The organism is Melghirimyces algeriensis, assembly GCF_900182565.1.
Taxonomy (GTDB): domain Bacteria; phylum Bacillota; class Bacilli; order Thermoactinomycetales; family DSM-45169; genus Melghirimyces; species Melghirimyces algeriensis.
On sequence record NZ_FXTI01000004.1, the window covers coordinates 53,685 to 72,225 of the forward strand.

Below are 18,541 nucleotides of genomic sequence, written 5' to 3' on the forward strand. Positions count from 1 at the left end.
AAATTTTGCGAGGTAAAAAATGAGTAAAACATATAATCAACGCTGTAACATCGCAAGCACACTTGATATTATCGGAGATCGTTGGACGCTTCTGATCGTTCGCGAACTGTTTCAGGGTTTCAGCAAGTTTAACGAGTTAAAACAAGCATTGCAAGGGATCTCTCCCAATATTCTTTCGGAACGGTTACAGTTTCTTGAAAACGAAGGGATTATTCTCTCTAGGCTGTACAGTAAGCATCCTCCCCGTTTTTCTTACGCATTAACAGATAAAGGAAAGGAGCTTCGTCATGTTCTCAATGCCCTTGCCATCTGGGGGCAGCAGCACTTGGATCACCCATATTCGAAAGTGGTCCATTCGAAGTGTGAACAGGAAGTAGGTGTAACCTATTACTGTCCCCACTGTGAAATGACATCGGATGATCTGCGTTATGTGCAAGTCGAAAGAAGTGATTGACCAACCGGAGGGGAGCGAAATGAGCGGTAACATTTGAAAGGGAATGCTACTCTATTAGAAAACCACTACTGAATACTGTATTCAGTAGTGGTTTAATCTTCAGTCTGAAAGCAGGATATAGCTTCTTCGTTTTTAACGTTATCCATCGATATGACTGTTCACAAGGTCGATCAAACGTAATGCCTGCTGAACGGTTAATTGGTTTTTTTGCGTAATTTCCGATCTGCGTGGAATGGGTTGAAAGCTCCCTTCGGGATCATGCAAGGTTTTTGGCAAGGAAACGGGACTGAAGGTTTGCCACTGATCGATCCACGTTTGGGGAATTCGTTCTTCTGCGAGGGGTTGTCCAGTCATTTCTGCCCACAGGTAGGTCCAGGCTCTGGGAACAACTCTCCAGATGTCATAGCCGCCACCTCCCACAGCAATCCAACGGCCGTTGCAATATTTGTGAGCCAGTTCATGAATGATTTGAGGGACTTCACGATAGATTTTCATGGTGGTGGACAGGTGTGTCAATGGATCGTAATGGTGGGCATCACACCCATGTTGGGACAGGATGACATCGGGTCTAAAGCGATCTACCGTTCGGGGAACAGTCTTCCGAAAGGCATCCAACCAGGATGCATCTTCTGTAAAGGCATCCAGGGGAATGTTGATTGAGGTCCCAAGACCATGGTCATGTCCCCGCTCATATAGATTGCCTGTACCAGGAAAGAGATAGCGGCCAGTTTCGTGAATGGACAGGGTGAGAACGTCGGGATCACCGTAGAAAGACCACTGAACCCCATCTCCATGATGGGCGTCCGTATCGATATAGAGTACACGGGCTCCATATTTTTCGCGTATATGGGCAATCGCGACAGAGGCGTCATTGTAGATGCAAAAACCAGAGGCTTTTCCTCGAAGAGCATGGTGCAAACCCCCGGAAAGGTTGAGCGTATGCTCCGCTCGGCCGGACATCACTTCCTCTGCCGCCGCTAACGTACCTCCGGCAATTAAAGCGGATGTCGTGTGCATACCGGGAAAAACGGGATTATCCTGTGTATCCAAACCGTATTTTTGCAGTTGATTGCAGGAGACTTGTCCACTGTCCGCTTCTTTGACCATTGCAATATAATCGCGGTCATGAACACGAGTGAGCTCCTGATCCGTTGCCAATCGAGGTGCCAGAATAGCGTTTTCATCCAGCAGGTGGAAGGAACGGATCAAGTCGAGCGTTAATTTCAGTCTTTTGTTGTTGAAGGGATGACTGTCGTTGAAACGGTAGTGAAGAAAATCTTCGCTGTATATCAATCGAACTGGGTTCATGTCATCTCCCCTTGATTGGGGCCGGAAAGGTGTTGTGGCCAGAGGACACGGTGTCCGGCCCGGTTGATATCCCGGACAATTTTACTGAGATCCTTGGCTTGAACCCGGAATACAAGGTTGATCTTGCCCTTGGCAGGATTTCCTTCGACCAGTACGCTGTTGATATTGACTCGATGATCGCTAAAGATGTTGGCCACCTGAGCCAGGATACCGATCTGGTCTTCCACTTCCACTTCCACATGCTGGCTGGGGTGGTTCACTCCGAAAATCTCCATCAGACGGTGAAGGATATCTGTTTCCGTTAAAATTCCTACCAATCGATCTCCTTTAAGAACCGGCAAACAGCCGATTCGGTTTTCATAGAGAAGGCGTGCGGCATCCTCCAAAAAGTCGAGTGGGTGAACTGTTATGGCCGGGGCAACCATTATTTCGGAGACTGGGCGTTTCAATAGCTCCTGCAGTTCCTTGGGAGCGAGCGTAGAGGGGGAGGCGCTTCGCAGATCACGGTCGGTAACGAGTCCTACAAGTTGGTCTCCATCGATGACAGGAAGATGACGGACATGGTGTTTTTTCATTTGTTTTAGGGCTTCCTGGATGGAAGTACAGGGGGTAACTGAATAAATCTTTGAGTGCATGATCTCTTCTACGAGCATGATTCGTTCCTCCAATTTTCAGATATTTAATAAAAAAAACGGGAACGAAGACGAAGACGATCAAAGGTTTCAATGGATTCTGCTGGAACATTTTTGCCGATACGGGCCATCAAACAATTGGCGGGATGGGCAGTAATTTCCGGGTCATCGGTGGCAAACCACTCCAATCCGGCAGAGGACATTACCTTTTCCATGATATCCCGGTATTCCCAGATGGAAAGACCTGTTCCTTTCAGATCCCAATGCCAATAGTATTCTGTGGAGATAACAATATAGTTTTCCATAAAGGAATCCATAAAGGCAGTGTTCAAAAGGGCACGGGCAACGCCATATTTTCTGTACGGAGCAGCCACCTCAATGGCCCCTAGTTCCAAAAGATCCTTCATATTGCCCTCTGACCAGTATTCAAGCGGGTCTGGATAAAGAAAAGTAACATAAGCAACAATCTCTGTTGCCTTTCGGGTGATGATGATCCGTCCTTCGGGAAGCTGGGCGATTTCAGTGATGGCTTCCTGTTGTTCCCTTGGATGGCGGAAGGCGGTGAGCCCAGGGTGAAAGGAGTGTTTTTTTAGAGATTCCGGTGATACAGGTCCTTCCACAATCAGCTTTCCCTTGTCGGTTTGCAGGATTGTTTGATGATATTTCTTCTGATGCTCCATGGCAAATGATGCCACCTCCATCCGGGGCTGGGCGGTAATGTCCATATCATTTAGCATAATGTTATCACAATCCATTGTTTAACGATGGGTTCAATTATGGAAAAACAGTAAAGATTGTATTCCCTCGCAAGACTGGCAGTTTTCTGATACAATAAAGCAAAAACAGGTAACAGGGTAGTCTGGATCAGCGATGATTTTTCCCATAGTCTGAATGCGCTTTCATCTCATGCTTTTACAATAAGAGGAGGGAGTCTGAAATGAAACAGATGCAACCCCTAAAAGTGATGACCCAAGATAATAACCTGAGCTCTTACGAAGATACCTATAACAACTTTGATTGGAAAGAGGTTGAGAAAGCCTTTTCTTGGTACGAAACCGGAAAAGTGAATGCAGCTTATGAAGCGATTGATCGGCATGCGGAGTCAGAACGGCGCGACAAGGTTGCTCTTATTTACAGTGATGCCAACCGGGAAGAGCAGTACACATTTGAGAAAATGAAAGAGCAATCCAATCGCTTTGGAAACGTTCTCAGAAAAATTGGCATCCAAAAAGGGGATCGTGTATTTGTTTTCATGCCCCGCAGCCCGGAATTGTACTTCAGTTTATTTGGTATTATCAAAATCGGAGCCATTGTTGGACCGCTTTTTGAAGCGTTTATGGAAGCGGCGGTACGTGATCGTCTGGAAGATAGTGAAGCGGTTGCTTTAGTGACAACTCCCCAGCTTCTGGAACGTGTTCCAGTGGACGAATTGCCTGCTTTGAAGCATATCATTCTGGTTGGAGCGGAAGAAGAAAATCTCAAGGAAAATACCTACAGCTTTGAAAAAGAGATGTCCACTGCTTCACCTGAACTGGATATTGAGTGGGTGGACCGGGAAGATGGAATGATTATGCATTACACTTCCGGTTCCACTGGAAAGCCGAAAGGTGTTTTTCATGTTCACAACGCGATGATTCAGCATTACCAAACAGGGAAGTGGGTGTTGGATCTAAAAGGGGATGACATCTATTGGTGCACGGCTGACCCAGGTTGGGTGACGGGAACTTCCTATGGGGTATTCGCTCCGTGGCTAAACGGAGCAACGAATGTTATTCGCGGTGGACGGTTCAGTCCTGAAGACTGGTACGGTACCCTTGAAAAATATGGTGTTACCGTCTGGTACAGTGCTCCCACAGCGTTTCGGATGCTTATGGGTGCGGGTGCGGATGTGGTGAATAAGTTTGACCTGTCCAGCCTCCGTCACATTCTGAGTGTCGGCGAACCATTAAACCCTGAAGTGATTCGATGGGGATTGGAAACGTATAACCGCCGAATCCATGATACTTGGTGGATGACAGAAACGGGTGGAATCCTGATTTCCAACTATCCCTGCATGAAGATGAAACCCGGATCTATGGGCAAGCCGTTCCCAGGGATCAAGGCAGCGATTATGGATGATCAGGGAAATGAGCTCCCACCATACCAGATGGGTAATCTGGCCATTCAGGCTCCTTGGCCATCAATGATGCGGAAAATTTGGAAAAATGAAGCAAAATATAAGGAATACTTCCGTATTCCGGGATGGTATATTTCCGGGGACTCCGCTTACCGCGATGAGGAAGGGTATTTTTGGTTCCAAGGTCGAATCGATGATGTCATTAATACTTCCGGTGAGCGGGTCGGTCCCTTTGAGGTGGAAAGTAAGTTGGTTGAACACCCAGCGGTGGCGGAAGCAGGTGTGATCGGAAAACCGGATCCAGTCCGGGGTGAGATTATCAAGGCATTCATTGCCCTGCGCGATGGCTATAAACCTTCTGATGAATTGAAGGAAGAAATTCGCAGCTTCGTCAAGAAAGGACTGGCGGCCCACGCTTCGCCCAGGGAAATTGAATTTAAAGAAAAGCTTCCAAAAACCCGTTCCGGAAAGATTATGCGTCGCGTATTGAAGGCATGGGAGTTAGATCTTCCCACAGGAGATCTGTCCACTATGGAAAATTAAAAAGCAGTTGCAAAAAAATTGGAGCCCCCACAAGTCCTATGTTTGAGACCGGTTGGGGGCCGAGGGATCCGTTTTAATTTCCTTCGCTGTTTTCGTTCTCCATATTCTTGGTGTGCCCCTTTGGGCATGCCTTTTTTATGGAGAACGTTTGGGGGTGTTTAGGATTGATGGAATTCCATCTTCCGATTCCACTCCCGCTATGTCTACAGCACGAATGGTGTAATTTCCGGCTGGACCGGAATAGGACATTCTCTCCTGAAGCTGGATACTGGCTACATGTTTTCCGTCACGGTAAATCCGATAACCAACCACGGAGTAATCACCTGTATGGTTCCAAACGAGTCGAACGGCGTTGGGTTCAGAAATGGCGAAAACCTTGGGTGAAGTGGGTGTTCCCATGCTGGTTCGCGGGTCCCATTCCATGGGAAGCGTTGTTCCCTTGTAATGTTGATAACGTTCCTTTTCTTCTTCCGGAATTCTAAGACCTATTTTCTTTTCCGTTAAATCCTTTGGGGTTCGAGGATCGGCCAAATATTCCTTTCCTTGAAAGGTGACGACCCGTTCTTCTCCATGTAAGAGACAGATTTCATCAGGAATCTGGTTAACAGGAAATACCTCCATTACGGTACTTTTTGCTGATCGGCAAGCGTCGGTGGCGATTTGGCCGGTTATTTTGCAAATCTCCTGTTCTTCCAGCCCCTCCGGTCTCGCAAAATCCACCTCCTTGGGAGCCAGGTCAGGTCTTGTTTGGATGGCGGACCGGAAAACACGGGACCAGACGCGCTTGGCTCGCCTGTTGTTCGGAAGCGGATGATTCTGATCATATCCCACCCATACTCCGAGGGCCATTCGGGGAGTGTATCCTATAAACCAGACATCATATCCTTTTTGGGTGGTACCTGTTTTGCCGGCAAGGGGGGTTCCGGGAGTTTGGCTTTTCACCCACCGGCCGGTTCCGCGTTTCATGACATCCTGTAACATGTCTGTGACAAGCCAGGATGCTTGTACAGATAAGATTCGTTTGGATTGGGATGGATGTTTGTAAACAACGTTTCCTTGAGGGTCCTCAATCCAATCGATCAGATGAGGTGGATGATAAACGCCTTTATTTGCCAACATGGCATATCCTGAGGTGATTTCTTCCACAGTAAATCCACGGGTGAAACCACCAATCGCGGAAGCTTCTCCATCTTTCGGATCAAGGGGAAAATCAAGCTCTTTCAGGTAGGAGAAACCTTGATGAATGCCGATTGTGCGAAGCAGTTTGATCGCTGGGATATTGAGAGACCATTTCAGGGCTTCCCGTGCGGTAACCGGTCCTTGATATCGGTTGTTATGGTTTTTATATGTTTTATTGTCGCTTCCGTTGGCTGTCAATGGTTCATCCACCAGGATGCTGCCTGGTGTAATGTAATGTTGATCCAATGCCGGTCCGTAATCGAGAAGAGGTTTAATGGTGGACCCAGGTTGTCTCCTGCTGTTTAGAGCATGGTTTATCTGTGCTTGGCCAAAGTCTCGTCCGCCCACAAAAGCGAGAATTCCACCGGTACGAACATCGATCAATGTAACCCCCACTTCTTCCAATGCATGATGAATGGTCTTTTTTCGGTTTCCTGATTGCACCGTGTAGGTAATGGGGGAGGCATATAAGTGTTCATCTTGGGCTGCTTGGTTGATGGCTTGATAGAGCCTGGAGTCCAGCGTGGTATGGATTCGATAGCCCCCCGTCAAAATCCGTTTTCGATATTGTTCCAGTGTGGTTCGATAAAGTCCCTGCTGGCTCAAACGTTTTCCATCAAGGCCATCTGCTTTCATCAATGCGATGGCGGCTCTTTCTTCCACTGCTGACATCAGAAAGGGATGACGGGAATAGACATTTCTTTTTTTCTTTTTGGCCAATGAGGATTTCAAATCAAAATGCAGAGCTTCCGCCTCGGCCTTTGCTGTGATTTTTCCGGTTTTCCGCATTCGGGACAGGACGGTTTTCATCCTTTTTTGTCCCGCTTCAAAGGTTTGCTCCTTAAAGGGGTGAAAGGCTGCAGGTCGTTGAATCATCCCTGCAAGGTATGCCGCTTGGGCGAGGTTTAAGTCTTTGGCATCTACAGCAAAAATCCCTTGTGAAGCAGCCTGTACTCCTAAAAGGTTTCGTTGGTGGCTTCCTTTTCCAAAAAAGAGGCTGTTCAGGTAGAACGTCAGGATTTCATCTTTGTTAAACAGCCGCTCCAACCGTAATGCAATCCCCACTTCTTTGATTTTTCGTTCCAGAGCTTTTTTTCGGTTTTCAAGGATGACGTTTTTTACTAACTGTTGAGTGATGGTGCTTCCCCCGCTGGCAACTGTGCCCTTGGTGATATTTTGATAGGCGGCCCGAAGAATCCCCCGGACAGAGATACCCTGATGCTGATAAAACTCATGATCTTCTGTGGCAATCAAGGCATCGATCAATTTTGGACTGACCTCTTCTTTTTTCACCCATTTTCTGTCTGCGTCCGTTCGCATTGCTCCGATCAAGGACTGATCCTGATCATAGGCATAACTGGTTTGTGTCCAACTGTTCATTTGTTGTTGAATGGTTGCCTTGGTCTGAGTGGGTTCCTCTTTCATAATAGAGGCCATATAGCCAACTAGGAGACCGGTTCCTGCAAAGGTACATATTATAAGGAAAGTGAGCAAGAATACCCCAGTCATAAAGATACGTCGGAACCATTTAAGGTAAGGTCGGGTTGGTTTGCGATTGGAATCAGAAGGATATTTCCGTTTCATCCTTGATAACCCCCATTATTTTGGGTAAGATGAGTTTGTTAACTGCTATATGATACAAGCCCAAAATCTTTCAGGAACGCAGTGGATACTGTTTCATATATATTTTTCAGGCAATGATCAGGTCAAAGTAGTCAGACAAGGGTTTTTTCAGAGAGCTGGTGGTTGGTGTAAACCGGTAGCCCTGTCCGGATGAATTACAGCTTGTGAGCCTTCGTGCGGAGACTGTTATGTCAGCGCGCGACGGGTGAAAGTCCCGTTATCCAAAAAGTGGCAAGCTTGGTTACAGCTTTCAACAAGGGTGGTACCGCGGGCAAGACAACCTCGTCCCTTACAGGGGTGAGGTTTATTTTATGGAAAATGTCCCTTTTTTAACAAAATGATTGGCAGGTGAAGGAGCAATGGAACAAAATCAAGCGCTTACTGCTGAACAGGAACGAAAAGTGGAAGAGCAACTGAAGATTATTAGCCGGGGAGTTGCAGAGATCATTCCCAAGGCAGATTTGGAGACAAAAGTAAAACGCTCGATTCAAACGGGAAAACCATTAAAGGTTAAGCTGGGCCTGGACCCTTCTGCACCGGATATTCATATAGGACATACGGTGGTATTGAATAAACTGCGTCAATTTCAGGAATTGGGTCATCTTGTTCAGTTGGTGATCGGAGATTTTACAGGAATGATTGGAGATCCGACAGGAAAGTCGGAAACCCGGAAGCAGTTGACTGAAGAAGAGGTAAAGAAAAATGCTGAAACCTATACGGAACAACTCTTTAAAATCCTGGATCGGGAGAAAACGGAAATCCATTTTAACAGCAGGTGGCTCAGTCCCTTGGATTTTGCGGCGGTCGTTGAGTTGGCGGCCAAAACTACGGTAGCTCGGATGCTGGAACGGGATGATTTTGCCAAACGCTACAATAGCGGGCAGGCCATCAGTGTTCACGAGTTTTTCTATCCCCTGATGCAGGGGTATGATTCCGTCGCTTTAAAAAGCGATATTGAATTGGGCGGAACGGACCAAACGTTCAATCTGTTAATGGGACGTCAATTACAGCATCAATATGGTCAGGAAGAGCAGGTGATCCTCACCATGCCTTTGCTGGAGGGGCTGGATGGGGTAAAAAAAATGTCCAAGAGTCTTGGAAATTACATTGGAATTGATGAACCGGCACGGGAGATGTATGGAAAAGCAATGTCGATCCCTGATGAATTAATGATGAAATACTATGAACTGGTAACAGATCTAAGTTTGGAAGAATTGAATCAGTTGCAGCAAGGACTGAAGGAAGGAAGCATTCACCCCAGGGACGCCAAAATGAAACTGGCCCATCGATTGGTGGAAATGTATCACAATAAGGAAGCCGCTGATGAAGAGGAAAATTATTTTCGGCAAGTCTTTCAAAAGAGGGCTATACCGGAGGATATACTGGAAAAGAATATACCGGAGTCAGAGTTGGAAGACGGGGTGATCTGGGTGGTTCGTCTTCTCAGCTTGCTCGGTCTTGTTTCTACGAATGGAGAAGCCCGTCGCATGATAAAACAGGGAGCGGTAAAAGTGGATGGAGAGAAAGTGTCTGATGTGGATGCTCGCATCACCATCCAGGATGATATGATCATCCAGGTCGGAAAGCGAAAGTTTGCCAAAGTGAAACAGGGTTGAGAGAATATAGATCCGGATGGCAAAAGCGACCTCAATCAATGTGAGGTCGCTTTTATTTGTCACTTGTATGCATTCAACCAATGAAAGGGTTGGATTTCATCCAGTGTCTTGTAAGTCAGGTCTCCATTCTGTGAAGATAGGGCAGCTTTTACTTTGGGACCCCAGTAAAACAATCTTTCCTGACAAACCCCACAGGGCGTCAACACCTTGAAAGGAGACATTTCATCATCACGAACCACACAAATGGAATGAGTGATTCTTGTGTTCAATTTGTGAGCTTCCAATATGGCACCTGTTTCGATACACAATTCGGTTGAGGCATTGATCACTTCCGGTGCTACACTGGTTAAAATCGTTCCGTTTTCGGTGTACATTGCTGCTGCCCCACCCCAACCTTTCGGATATCTTCTTTGAATCAGTTCAATCGCAGCTTGATATAAACGTTGTTCAATATCCAATATTCCTCCTCCTCTGAAAAAACAATTTGCATGTTTAGAACGCGGGTGGTCAAGGAAAATGGTTATAAACTAATGATAAAATCCCCCCTGCCTAACTACACAGGGGGGACAAGACAAAAGGTGTCCTTCTTTTGAGACGAAGGTTGCTTACCTTTGTTTTTAATTACCGGGAGTAGAACTCAACGATTTGACGCTCGTTGATTTCAGCCGGAAGTTCTTCCCGTTCCGGAAGACGGGTGTATGTGCCTTCCAATTTATTTTCGTCAAAACTCAAGTACTCAGGAAGGAAGTTGCGCTCCTCCAGAGCTTCCTTGATGATGGTCAGGTTGCGGCTTTTTTCCCGCAGACCGATGACATCACCAGGTTTCACTTGGTAGGAGGGACGATCCATTTTCCGACCATTGATGGTGATATGACCATGAACGACCAATTGGCGGGCCTGTGCACGGGTCCTGGCGAATCCGAGACGGTATACCAGGTTGTCCAGACGGGATTCCAACAGCTTCATAAAGTTCTCACCGTGAACCCCTTTTAACTTGCCGGCGCGCTCAAAAAGGGAACGGAATTGTTTTTCATTCATTCCATACATAAAACGCAACTTTTGTTTTTCCTGAAGTTGCAAACCGAATTCAGAAAGCTTCCGTCGCTGATTGGGACCGTGTTGTCCTGGTGGATAGGGGCGCTTCATTTCTTTTCCGGTTCCGGAAAGAGAAATTCCCAAGCGACGGCTTAGTTTCCAACGAGGTCCTGTATAACGTGCCATTTATAAAGTTGCTCCTTTCTTTTCATGCATGCAGTTTATGTCGCAAAACAGGGGATGACGACCCGCTGAGGTTGCCCACGCTTTCCGGATAGCGGCGAAAAGAGGGACACTTCAGGGGAAAAATCAGCCGCTGTCCCTGAAGGCGGATCGTTGAGGGTGACGTTTCACCACCTGACTTGCTGGGCTATCCTCAAGTTCCCTTTATGAAAGGAACAATTTGAGCCATACAAAACCATATTATCTTGAATCAGAACCGGTTGTCAATGTGCACCTTTTACCGGTTGGGCTAAGAGATAATAAATGGGGAAGCCCTTGGCGACAAATTTTTCTTCATATTCAGTTGCAATATTTCCTTGTATATAGGGAGAATTGTAAAGATCGCGGGTGTACTCCAATATACGGAACCCCGATTGTTCCAACTCTTCTACGGAAAAGTCGAAAAGCAATTCATTATCCGTTTTCAGCAAAATGTGGCCGTCTGCCTTCAGAACGTTTTTATACCGCTCAAGAAAGCTGTGATGGGTGAGCCGTCGTTTGGCATGTCGTTTTTTCGGCCAGGGGTCACTGAAGTGGAGATGGATTTTGTCCACTTCCCCCTCATCAAATACTTCATCCAAATGGTTGACATCCATCCATAAAAAACGAAGGTTTGTACATTCCGTTTTATCTGCTTTTGCGAGGGCTTGAAGGAGAACTTCTTCAATTCGTTCCACCCCGATCCAATTCACATGGGGATCGGAGATGCAGGCATTGGATATAAATTGTCCTTTCCCTGTTCCCAATTCTAGATAGATCGGATTCTCATTTTGAAAAAGTTTCTTCCATCTGCCTTTGTAACTGACTGGCTCCATCACAACCCTGGGATGTTCACAAACCGCTTTTTTGGCATAAGGTTTTCGTCTGATGCGCATGGATTTCTCCTTCTCCTTTGTTTTTGGTCTCAATAGTATAGCCGATTTAATGGCTATACAGGGAAGCGATCTGTATCTTTATCGATCATGCCTTCGACTGTTGAGAGTGTCAAATATTCGTCAGCTTTGAACAGCAAAACTGTTTTATAATGAAAAATAAGGAGTGAAAAGGAGGACGAAATCAATGAAATGGTTAAAGTATATTTGGATGTTTTCATTATGCTTTATCTTGGTTGCCTGTGGAAATTCCCTCACTCAACCGAGTCTGGAGAGTGATTTAGAGGACGCCGTCTTAAAACTGGAAAAAAGCAAAGGGGGTGGACAGGGAAACGGGATTTTACGGATGAATTATGTCACCCGGTTTTCATGGGATCAGTTATTTATTTTTGGTCCGGGAACCTCCTTAGATAAGATGGAGCAGGCTTTGGGTTTTGAATGGCCTGATGGTGAAGCGTTAGCCGCCGACCTGAAAGAAGGCGAAGATCTCCTTGTTTTTGTAAAGGAAGACAAAGTGGTGCGTTATGTACACTTTAAAGGAACACAAGGGGATTTTGCTGAGTGGCCCAAATCTTTGTCTCCTTCCCATGCTGTCTTTCAGGGTGTAAGCGAGAAGGGAAGTATGGTGATCCGACCGGTCAGTTCCTTTGAGTGAAGGGTCCGGGGTTATGGATTAGCGGGTTCGGCAAACTCTGAAGAAAGGAGACCATAGATGATCAAATCGTCCGTTCCCCGTGCGGTTTGAAGGGCTTCCCGCAGGATTCCTTCTTCACGGAAGCCGGCTCGAATGGCCACATGCCGACTGGAGTGATTGGTTGCCTCAGTCCGGATTTCCAACCGATGCATCCTATGCTCTTGGAAAAGATAGGATGCAATCCCTTGAACAGAACGGGTGACGAGACCCCGTCCGGTTTGATCGCGGGAAAGCCAGTATCCTAGCTCCGCTACTTTGTTGAAGTGATCCATTCGCTCAACCGTGATGGACCCGATCAATACGCCCTGATTCCAGATTCCAAAGTGTGCTTCATGGCCTTGGCTGAAAGAGGTGAGCGAACGTTGAATATAGCCTTTGATTCCGTTTATATCTCTTATTCTTCGTATCCAGGGAAGCCACGGTTCCAAGAGCGAGCGGTTCTTTTCTATCAGGTGAAATAGGGCGGAGGCGTGATGTGACTGAAATAAAATCAGATATAGGTTTTCTCCAGCCTGTATGGTAAGGTTCATGGTGACTCTCCATTTCCGGCTTTTGGTTTAGTTTTTTACAGAATTTACAGCTGTATGCCCATACTGAACGGAAATCAATCGAAATTGGACGATAGTCAAAAGGGGCTTGGTTTCGTTAAGATAGATATATTACGGATGGGGAGTGTGGCATTGTGCCGCGATGGGTGAAAGTTGGCCTTCTGATCTGTCTGGTCGGATGTATTCTCTTTTTTTTGAGTCAGGAGAATGGTTTCTCGGCTCTGAAACCCTTGCTTGGATTTGATAAGAAATACCGGATGGAGGAATTTTTGCAGGATCAGCATGGAGTTCCCCGACTGAGAAGTTTAGTCGGACAGGATGAATTCAAGAAATATATTAAGGATAGTCCATATCTACTGGGATACAGTTATGATGGAACCTATGTGGCTGTTATGGTTTATGATCCAAAAGCAAAAGCGTATCGCATCAATCTTTTTCATACGGGAAGGCAAAAAAGCGAGGAGACCGTTTATGCACCGCTCAAGCAACCGAGTCAGCAAACAGAAGCTTCTGAGTCCAGTGTGAAACATCCAAATGCACAAGAGGAGCTCTTGTCTCTGACTCAAGAAATCCTGGACCTGGGTTATCAGATTAAAGTTCCTTCCAGCCCTCGTGAGGTTCCGGTGAATGAATCAATTGCGGTAAAAGGAGAGAAGCCTTGGGAAATATCAATCAAACAGGATGACCGTTTTGCTGTTTTAACCGCTCAGCGGGGAAAAAATCAGTGGGAGTTGGTTCGGTTTCCATTGGAGGAAGATGAAGTGCTAGCCCCCCGCTGGTCGATCAGCTCGCCTCCTTCTCCCGGAAATAAAGTGACCGTAATCGCCGGAGCACGTTCATCCAAGCGAGGATTGCGATCGCTTGTTTATACCATTGATCCTTCTCTGTTATCCTCCAGCTGGTCGGAAAGTCATTTAAATGAACGATTGACAAAGGTGTTGGGGAAATCGGCCCGAATTGTACATAGGGGAGAGATTGAAAACCGCCAGGGACCTCAGTCCATTTTGGCTGTTCAAGGTGGAAAAACCTTACCCTCTGATTCAAAGGAAATATTGTATCGGGGAATAGTGGACCGATTTGTCCTGTTGGATCAGAAAAAGAATGTTTATTTTAAAGGGACACCTGATGGTCTGGTCGGGAAAAAAGATCACTTTTTGGACCCTTCTCTTTCACGGAGTGGTAAAGCCCGGTTTCGATTGTTACTGATTGGAAAAAAAGTAGACGGGGAATCAGTCCGGATCTTAACAGTGGATCAATTGAATGGTCAGGGACAAACGATTAAAACATATGAATTGAAATGGAACGTGGAAAAAAAGGTGTTTCAATGGATAGGCAAAGGGTGAAATCATCAAGGAGGAAAAGGGTATGGAGACAGAGATCTTTCTGATTCGGCATGGACAGACACACTGGAATAAGATCAAGCGTGTCCAGGGGCATCAGGATGAGCCCTTGTCTCCGGAAGGGATGGAACAGGCCCGGCTTTTGGGGAAGTTTTTGAGAAGTGTTACCTTTCATGCCATTTATTCCAGTGATTTGAAGCGTGCGGTTCAAACAGCGGAACAGGTAGCCACAGGGAGAGATCTGTCGATACATACTTCTTCTTCTCTTCGGGAGCGATGTATGGGAGAGTGGGAAGGACGTATGCTCGAAGAAGTCAAGGAGAAGCATTCTGATGATTGGTCGACTGTCTGGTATATGGGTGGAAAATATGGAGTGGAGGCTGCCGAAAAGATTCGGGCTCGAATGTTGGCTACATTGGATCACATTGTTCGCGAGCACACAGGACGGCGCGTCGCTGTCATCAGTCATGGAGGAAGTATCAACACCGTATTACAGGCGATCAGTGGTGGACTTTACGGTCCTGGGCGCAACCGGATTCAGAACACATCCGTTTCCCATTTGGTGCATCATTCAGATACGGGATGGCGTGTGGAAAAAGTGAATGATGTGGCACACTTGAGGTCAGAGGGGACCTCCATATAATGATGATACGATTCCGGTTCGTTGATCGAGCCGGCTTTTTATTGATAAAGAAGGTTATTCCATTTTTTGAAGGGAAACGTGATATACTATAGGAAATAAATCAAGAGAGGACCAGAGATGGATTTTATTACTATACTGTTGAGTGTTTTATTTATACTAAACTTGCTGTTTGCTGCAATTGTAATCTTTATGGAACGAAGAGATGCCAGCTCGACATGGGCCTGGTTGTTGGTGATGTTTTTTATTCCGATTTTGGGATTCATTTTGTACCTTATTTTTGGACAAAACCTAAGCCGCAAACGATTGTTTGACTGGGAAGATATCAATAAGATTGGGATTGAAGATTTGATATCCAAGCAGATTCAATCGTTGAAAGACGGCAGTTTTCATTTTCTGGATCGCTGTGCAAAAGAAAACCGGGATCTTATCTATATGCAATTGATCAACAATGAAGCGGTCTTAACACAAGATAATCATGTAAAATTGTTTACAGATGGAAAGAAGAAGTTTCATGCATTATTTCGTGACATCGAAAGGGCAAAAGAGCATATTCACCTGCAATATTATATTTTTCGTAATGATCGTCTTGGGAAGAAACTGATTCAAACCTTGACCCGAAAAGCGAAGGAAGGGGTAAAAGTCCGGATTCTTTATGATGATTTGGGATCAAGAAAGCTGACGAAACGGGCTTTTCGCCAATTGATAAAAGCAGGGGGAGAGGTAGAGACATTTTTTCCTTCCCGGATTCCGTTTATCAATCTTCGGCTGAATTACCGTAACCATCGTAAACTGGGGATCATTGACGGAGAGATTGGTTATGTGGGAGGCTTTAATATCGGCGATGAATACCTTGGATTAAAGCCGAAATTTGGTTACTGGCGGGATACGCATATGCGTGTAGAAGGAAGAGCGGTCCATGCGTTGCAAACGCGGTTTATCCTGGATTGGAATCAAGCGACGGAACAGCATGAGATTCGGTATTCTGCTGGGCTCTTTCCGGAGTCTCAGGTAAGTGGAAATGTGGCGATGCAGATTGTTTCCAGCGGTCCTGACTCCGAGTGGGAGCAGATTAAAAACGGATATATCAAGATGATCTCTTCCGCCAAGCGTTCTGTCTATATTCAAACGCCGTATTTTATTCCGGATGCCAGTTTGCTGGATGCACTGCGTATTGCGGCAATGTCCGGTGTAGATGTTCGTGTGATGATTCCAAACAAACCGGACCATATGTTTGTTTATTGGGCTACATACTCCTATATTGGGGAACTTCTGAAAACCGGCGCGAAAATCTATATCTATGAAAATGGATTTATTCATGCGAAGACCATTATGGTGGATGAAGAAATCGGATCTGTAGGAACGGCGAATATTGATGTACGGAGCTTTCGATTAAATTTTGAAGTGAATGCTTTTATTTATAATCGACCGACTGCAATGCAAATGGCCTCTATTTTTCGAAAGGATATGGAGCAGTCGCGTGAGTTGACATTGGAAGACTATCAGCAACGTTCGCTGAAGATCCGGTTTAAAGAGTCGATATCCAGGCTGTTATCACCCATTCTGTAAGAATATGAATCTCTATCTGGTTCGTCAAATAAAGGCCGAACGGGTGGTCGTTGTTACCCATGGCGGCCTTTAACGTTCTGTTAAAATACTTCGATGTTGAAGTTGGATTTGAACAGTGGAGTGAGCTTACCAATCCTAATGTGTATGAAGTAGGATGGCCTGATTTCACAGTCAAGCGAATTTGGGAAGAAGAAAAAATCTCATTTTGATGGTTCTTCCTTTGGCACCTTGACTTCCGTGCTCAATAAAAAGGGGTTTTGCAACCGGAAACGGGGATCGTAGAACAGGACCTGATAGGCTTTTTTCGTTTCCTTGACTTCTGTTCCGTAGACGGAGAGGAAACGGGTCAAGGCTTTAGCTTCCCCATTGGAGGCCAGAGCTTTTTTTACTGCGGGATGATTTTCTGTTCTGGTTTTACCTACTTTTTGGAGACCGTTGAGAAAGGAGCCGTCGTAATAGTGGAATTCATCCCCTTTTTGTGCCACCATATGGTATTGGGTAGGCATTAGCGTGGCACTGACAGTAACCGAATCAAATCCGTCCAATTGGGACTTCAACCAGGCTGCGTGTCCTGCTTGAAAAACGATGTAAAGGATGAGAGCGACTCCAACACCCCGAAAGACCCAGGCGGTTTTAAATTTCCGCTTGAGTAGAAAGCCGACGGTAAAAATCAGAAGGATGATCACATCAACAATGGGAAGGATTCCAAGGGAATAGCGCTCTTGGACAAGAGGTTCCAGAAGACCGGTTCCCCAAGTATTGGCCCAATCGGAACCAATATGCGTCAGGGTGGCGACCCAGGCCAGTAACCATGCTTTTCCCCATCGCAGTGATCGATTAAACAAAAAGACAATCGCAACAGCCAGCAAGGCGATCACGGGAGAAAATAGAATGGAATGGGTAAATGCCCGGTGCCAGGTGAGATAAATTTCCGGTCCCATGAAGGTAGTAAATCCTTCAATATCCGGTATTTCCGCACCGACTACTGCAACCGTTGCATATCCCACCTTCTCTTTGTTACTTTCCTCTTCTTTGCTGGAGGCTGCATAAACCATATACCCAAGAAGACCATGCGTCAGGTTGTCCATTGTGGCCCATCTCCTTTTCGATGTTGATTCACGCCACATCAGGCAAATAATGTTTACAGTTAAAAGCCGCGAAGAACCCTCTTCGCGGCTTTTGGCTGTATTTCAAAGACCCGTGGAATGCAGCCAATTCTATTATATCGCAATACAGGGATGTTCAGCAATGAATAGGAAGAAGGGTTATAATACGCAGATATCGATGGGGCACTCTTCACATTGAATGAGGTCTTTTAAGTATTGAATGTTATGAATGAAAATGCATCCGTTGTTTATAGACAGTACCTGATCAGTCTTCCATTTTCCCAAAATTCGGTTGACGCTTTCCCGCGTAGCTCCAATAAAATAAGCTAGGTCCTGATTGGTAAGCTTGATATCGATATAAATCCCATCTTCAGTGGGGGTTCCAAAGGTATTGGCAAGGCGGATCAAAGTGGAACAAAGGGCCCCGGATTTACCATAGAGCATCAGATCGCGCATTTTGGATTGCATAATCCGTTGTTCCAGTGCCATCCAACGCATAAATTCAACGGACAGATCCGGATATTGACGCCACAAATTTTCTAAGTCTTGGAATCGGATCACTCCGACAACTGTATCCAGGAGCGTCAGAGCAAAACATGTACAGTACTGTGTCCCCCAGAAGGCGGACGTTTCCAATAAATCACCAGCCTGTTTCAGAGCAAAGGTTAATTCCATTCCTTGATCGGTAATCTTGGTGACTTGAACCCGACCGTCCACGATTAAATACAGATTATTCGTAAGATCCTGGTCATGAAACAGGTAATTTCCAGCTGGGATATTTTTAATGGTCATGATTTCGGTTATTCGTTCCCGATTTTTAGGCGTTAGATGATCCATAAACCGCTTGGGCTTTTGATTCTGCATTCCACCACTTCCTTTTTTATGGATCTCTTTCTGAACAGTTTGTGACCATTCAGATATTTCATTGGATCGAGAGGATAGATTGTGAAAAAAATCACAGATGCCATTGCGAGACCTGTAATACGCTGTTACTAACCAATTTATCATATCCAAATTGGTTGACGGCAGATTGGATCTGTTTTT

General features: G+C 45.8%; 18 protein-coding genes and 1 other annotated feature. Of the genes, 8 read left to right on the plus strand and 10 right to left on the minus strand.

Annotated elements, in window-relative coordinates:
• The first annotated feature begins 19 nt into the window (after window positions 1–19).
• Complete coding sequence (locus FN782_RS07400) at window positions 20–454, plus strand: winged helix-turn-helix transcriptional regulator (RefSeq protein WP_142505146.1); 435 nt, start codon at window positions 20–22, stop codon at window positions 452–454.
• Window positions 455–592: 138 nt separating this feature from the next.
• Here FN782_RS07400 and FN782_RS07405 read toward each other — a convergent pair whose 3' ends face one another.
• The 3 genes from FN782_RS07405 to FN782_RS07415 are packed head-to-tail and all read right to left on the minus strand — an operon-like array spanning window position 593 to window position 3,074.
• On the minus strand, window positions 593–1,762 hold the full coding sequence (locus FN782_RS07405; protein WP_142505147.1) for an acetoin utilization protein AcuC: 1,170 nt from the start codon (window positions 1,760–1,762) through the stop codon (window positions 593–595).
• A complete protein-coding gene (locus FN782_RS07410; protein WP_142505148.1) occupies window positions 1,759–2,415 on the minus strand; it encodes a CBS and ACT domain-containing protein in 657 nt (218 codons plus the stop codon). Before FN782_RS07410 ends, FN782_RS07405 begins: the two co-directional genes overlap by 4 nt.
• A gap of 26 nt (window positions 2,416–2,441) precedes the next feature.
• Window positions 2,442–3,074 carry a GNAT family N-acetyltransferase gene (locus FN782_RS07415; protein ID WP_142505326.1) on the minus strand — a complete coding sequence of 211 codons (633 nt, stop codon included), beginning with the start codon at window positions 3,072–3,074 and terminating at the stop codon, window positions 2,442–2,444.
• 266 nt (window positions 3,075–3,340) lie between these two features.
• Here FN782_RS07415 and acsA point away from each other — a divergent pair, with 266 nt between their 5' ends.
• Window positions 3,341–5,053, plus strand: coding sequence for an acetate--CoA ligase (gene acsA, locus FN782_RS07420; RefSeq protein WP_425462696.1), 1,713 nt, complete (start codon window positions 3,341–3,343; stop codon window positions 5,051–5,053).
• Between the two features lie 135 nt (window positions 5,054–5,188).
• Here the strand turns inward: acsA and FN782_RS07425 are convergent, their stop codons facing one another.
• The gene (locus FN782_RS07425) at window positions 5,189–7,816 is read right to left on the minus strand and encodes a transglycosylase domain-containing protein (protein WP_142505150.1); all 2,628 of its coding nucleotides are present in this window, start codon (window positions 7,814–7,816) and stop codon (window positions 5,189–5,191) included.
• Window positions 7,817–7,920: 104 nt separating this feature from the next.
• Window positions 7,921–8,148 (plus strand) — a binding site (T-box leader).
• 66 nt (window positions 8,149–8,214) lie between these two features.
• Between FN782_RS07425 and tyrS the strand changes: the two genes are divergently transcribed.
• Complete coding sequence (tyrS, locus tag FN782_RS07430) at window positions 8,215–9,471, plus strand: tyrosine--tRNA ligase (protein ID WP_142505151.1); 1,257 nt, start codon at window positions 8,215–8,217, stop codon at window positions 9,469–9,471.
• Window positions 9,472–9,530: 59 nt separating this feature from the next.
• On the opposite strand, the gene FN782_RS07435 is transcribed toward tyrS, so the two are convergent.
• From FN782_RS07435 to trmB, 3 genes are all read right to left on the minus strand, one after another.
• Window positions 9,531–9,929 (minus strand): cytidine deaminase, encoded by a 399-nt coding sequence (locus FN782_RS07435; protein ID WP_142505152.1) that lies wholly within the window; start codon window positions 9,927–9,929, stop codon window positions 9,531–9,533.
• Between the two features lie 163 nt (window positions 9,930–10,092).
• Window positions 10,093–10,692 (minus strand): 30S ribosomal protein S4, encoded by a 600-nt coding sequence (gene rpsD, locus FN782_RS07440; RefSeq protein ID WP_142505153.1) that lies wholly within the window; start codon window positions 10,690–10,692, stop codon window positions 10,093–10,095.
• Between the two features lie 260 nt (window positions 10,693–10,952).
• Window positions 10,953–11,603 carry a tRNA (guanosine(46)-N7)-methyltransferase TrmB gene (trmB, locus tag FN782_RS07445; RefSeq protein WP_142505154.1) on the minus strand — a complete coding sequence of 217 codons (651 nt, stop codon included), beginning with the start codon at window positions 11,601–11,603 and terminating at the stop codon, window positions 10,953–10,955.
• A gap of 184 nt (window positions 11,604–11,787) precedes the next feature.
• On the opposite strand from trmB, the gene FN782_RS07450 reads away from it, so the two are divergent.
• On the plus strand, window positions 11,788–12,255 hold the full coding sequence (locus tag FN782_RS07450) for a hypothetical protein (protein WP_142505155.1): 468 nt from the start codon (window positions 11,788–11,790) through the stop codon (window positions 12,253–12,255).
• Window positions 12,256–12,266: 11 nt separating this feature from the next.
• On the opposite strand, the gene FN782_RS07455 is transcribed toward FN782_RS07450, so the two are convergent.
• Window positions 12,267–12,824 carry a GNAT family N-acetyltransferase gene (locus FN782_RS07455; protein ID WP_142505156.1) on the minus strand — a complete coding sequence of 186 codons (558 nt, stop codon included), beginning with the start codon at window positions 12,822–12,824 and terminating at the stop codon, window positions 12,267–12,269.
• 152 nt (window positions 12,825–12,976) lie between these two features.
• On the opposite strand from FN782_RS07455, the gene FN782_RS07460 reads away from it, so the two are divergent.
• The 4 genes from FN782_RS07460 to FN782_RS16765 all read left to right on the plus strand — a co-directional run bounded on the left by FN782_RS07460 (window position 12,977) and on the right by FN782_RS16765 (window position 16,600).
• The gene (locus FN782_RS07460) at window positions 12,977–14,185 is read left to right on the plus strand and encodes a hypothetical protein (protein WP_142505157.1); all 1,209 of its coding nucleotides are present in this window, start codon (window positions 12,977–12,979) and stop codon (window positions 14,183–14,185) included.
• 22 nt (window positions 14,186–14,207) lie between these two features.
• Complete coding sequence (locus FN782_RS07465) at window positions 14,208–14,825, plus strand: histidine phosphatase family protein (protein ID WP_142505158.1); 618 nt, start codon at window positions 14,208–14,210, stop codon at window positions 14,823–14,825.
• 117 nt (window positions 14,826–14,942) lie between these two features.
• Window positions 14,943–16,391, plus strand: coding sequence for a cardiolipin synthase (gene cls / locus FN782_RS07470; protein ID WP_142505159.1), 1,449 nt, complete (start codon window positions 14,943–14,945; stop codon window positions 16,389–16,391).
• 59 nt (window positions 16,392–16,450) lie between these two features.
• Entirely contained in the window at window positions 16,451–16,600 is a 150-nt protein-coding gene (locus FN782_RS16765; RefSeq protein WP_185956122.1) for a hypothetical protein, read from the plus strand.
• On the opposite strand, the gene FN782_RS07475 is transcribed toward FN782_RS16765, so the two are convergent.
• Together FN782_RS07475 and FN782_RS07480 are read right to left on the minus strand one after the other, a co-directional pair.
• Window positions 16,592–17,479 carry a metal-dependent hydrolase gene (locus FN782_RS07475; protein ID WP_185956123.1) on the minus strand — a complete coding sequence of 296 codons (888 nt, stop codon included), beginning with the start codon at window positions 17,477–17,479 and terminating at the stop codon, window positions 16,592–16,594. The genes FN782_RS16765 and FN782_RS07475 overlap by 9 nt on opposite strands.
• A 177-nt stretch (window positions 17,480–17,656) precedes the next feature.
• Entirely contained in the window at window positions 17,657–18,361 is a 705-nt protein-coding gene (locus tag FN782_RS07480; RefSeq protein WP_185956124.1) for a Crp/Fnr family transcriptional regulator, read from the minus strand.
• Window positions 18,362–18,541: the final 180 nt, after the last annotated feature.

Coding starts and splice junctions, on each gene's coding strand:
- FN782_RS07400 (WP_142505146.1), top strand. CDS start 20: ATGAGTAAAACATATAATCAACGCTGTAACATCGCAAGCACACTTGAT.
- FN782_RS07405 (WP_142505147.1), bottom strand. CDS start 1,762: ATGAACCCAGTTCGATTGATATACAGCGAAGATTTTCTTCACTACCGT.
- FN782_RS07410 (WP_142505148.1), bottom strand. CDS start 2,415: ATGCTCGTAGAAGAGATCATGCACTCAAAGATTTATTCAGTTACCCCC.
- FN782_RS07415 (WP_142505326.1), bottom strand. CDS start 3,074: ATGGAGCATCAGAAGAAATATCATCAAACAATCCTGCAAACCGACAAG.
- acsA (WP_425462696.1), top strand. CDS start 3,341: ATGCAACCCCTAAAAGTGATGACCCAAGATAATAACCTGAGCTCTTAC.
- FN782_RS07425 (WP_142505150.1), bottom strand. CDS start 7,816: ATGAAACGGAAATATCCTTCTGATTCCAATCGCAAACCAACCCGACCT.
- tyrS (WP_142505151.1), top strand. CDS start 8,215: ATGGAACAAAATCAAGCGCTTACTGCTGAACAGGAACGAAAAGTGGAA.
- rpsD (WP_142505153.1), bottom strand. CDS start 10,692: ATGGCACGTTATACAGGACCTCGTTGGAAACTAAGCCGTCGCTTGGGA.
- trmB (WP_142505154.1), bottom strand. CDS start 11,603: ATGCGCATCAGACGAAAACCTTATGCCAAAAAAGCGGTTTGTGAACAT.
- FN782_RS07450 (WP_142505155.1), top strand. CDS start 11,788: ATGAAATGGTTAAAGTATATTTGGATGTTTTCATTATGCTTTATCTTG.
- FN782_RS07455 (WP_142505156.1), bottom strand. CDS start 12,824: ATGAACCTTACCATACAGGCTGGAGAAAACCTATATCTGATTTTATTT.
- FN782_RS07465 (WP_142505158.1), top strand. CDS start 14,208: ATGGAGACAGAGATCTTTCTGATTCGGCATGGACAGACACACTGGAAT.
- cls (WP_142505159.1), top strand. CDS start 14,943: ATGGATTTTATTACTATACTGTTGAGTGTTTTATTTATACTAAACTTG.
- FN782_RS16765 (WP_185956122.1), top strand. CDS start 16,451: ATGGCGGCCTTTAACGTTCTGTTAAAATACTTCGATGTTGAAGTTGGA.
- FN782_RS07475 (WP_185956123.1), bottom strand. CDS start 17,479: ATGGACAACCTGACGCATGGTCTTCTTGGGTATATGGTTTATGCAGCC.
- FN782_RS07480 (WP_185956124.1), bottom strand. CDS start 18,361: ATGCAGAATCAAAAGCCCAAGCGGTTTATGGATCATCTAACGCCTAAA.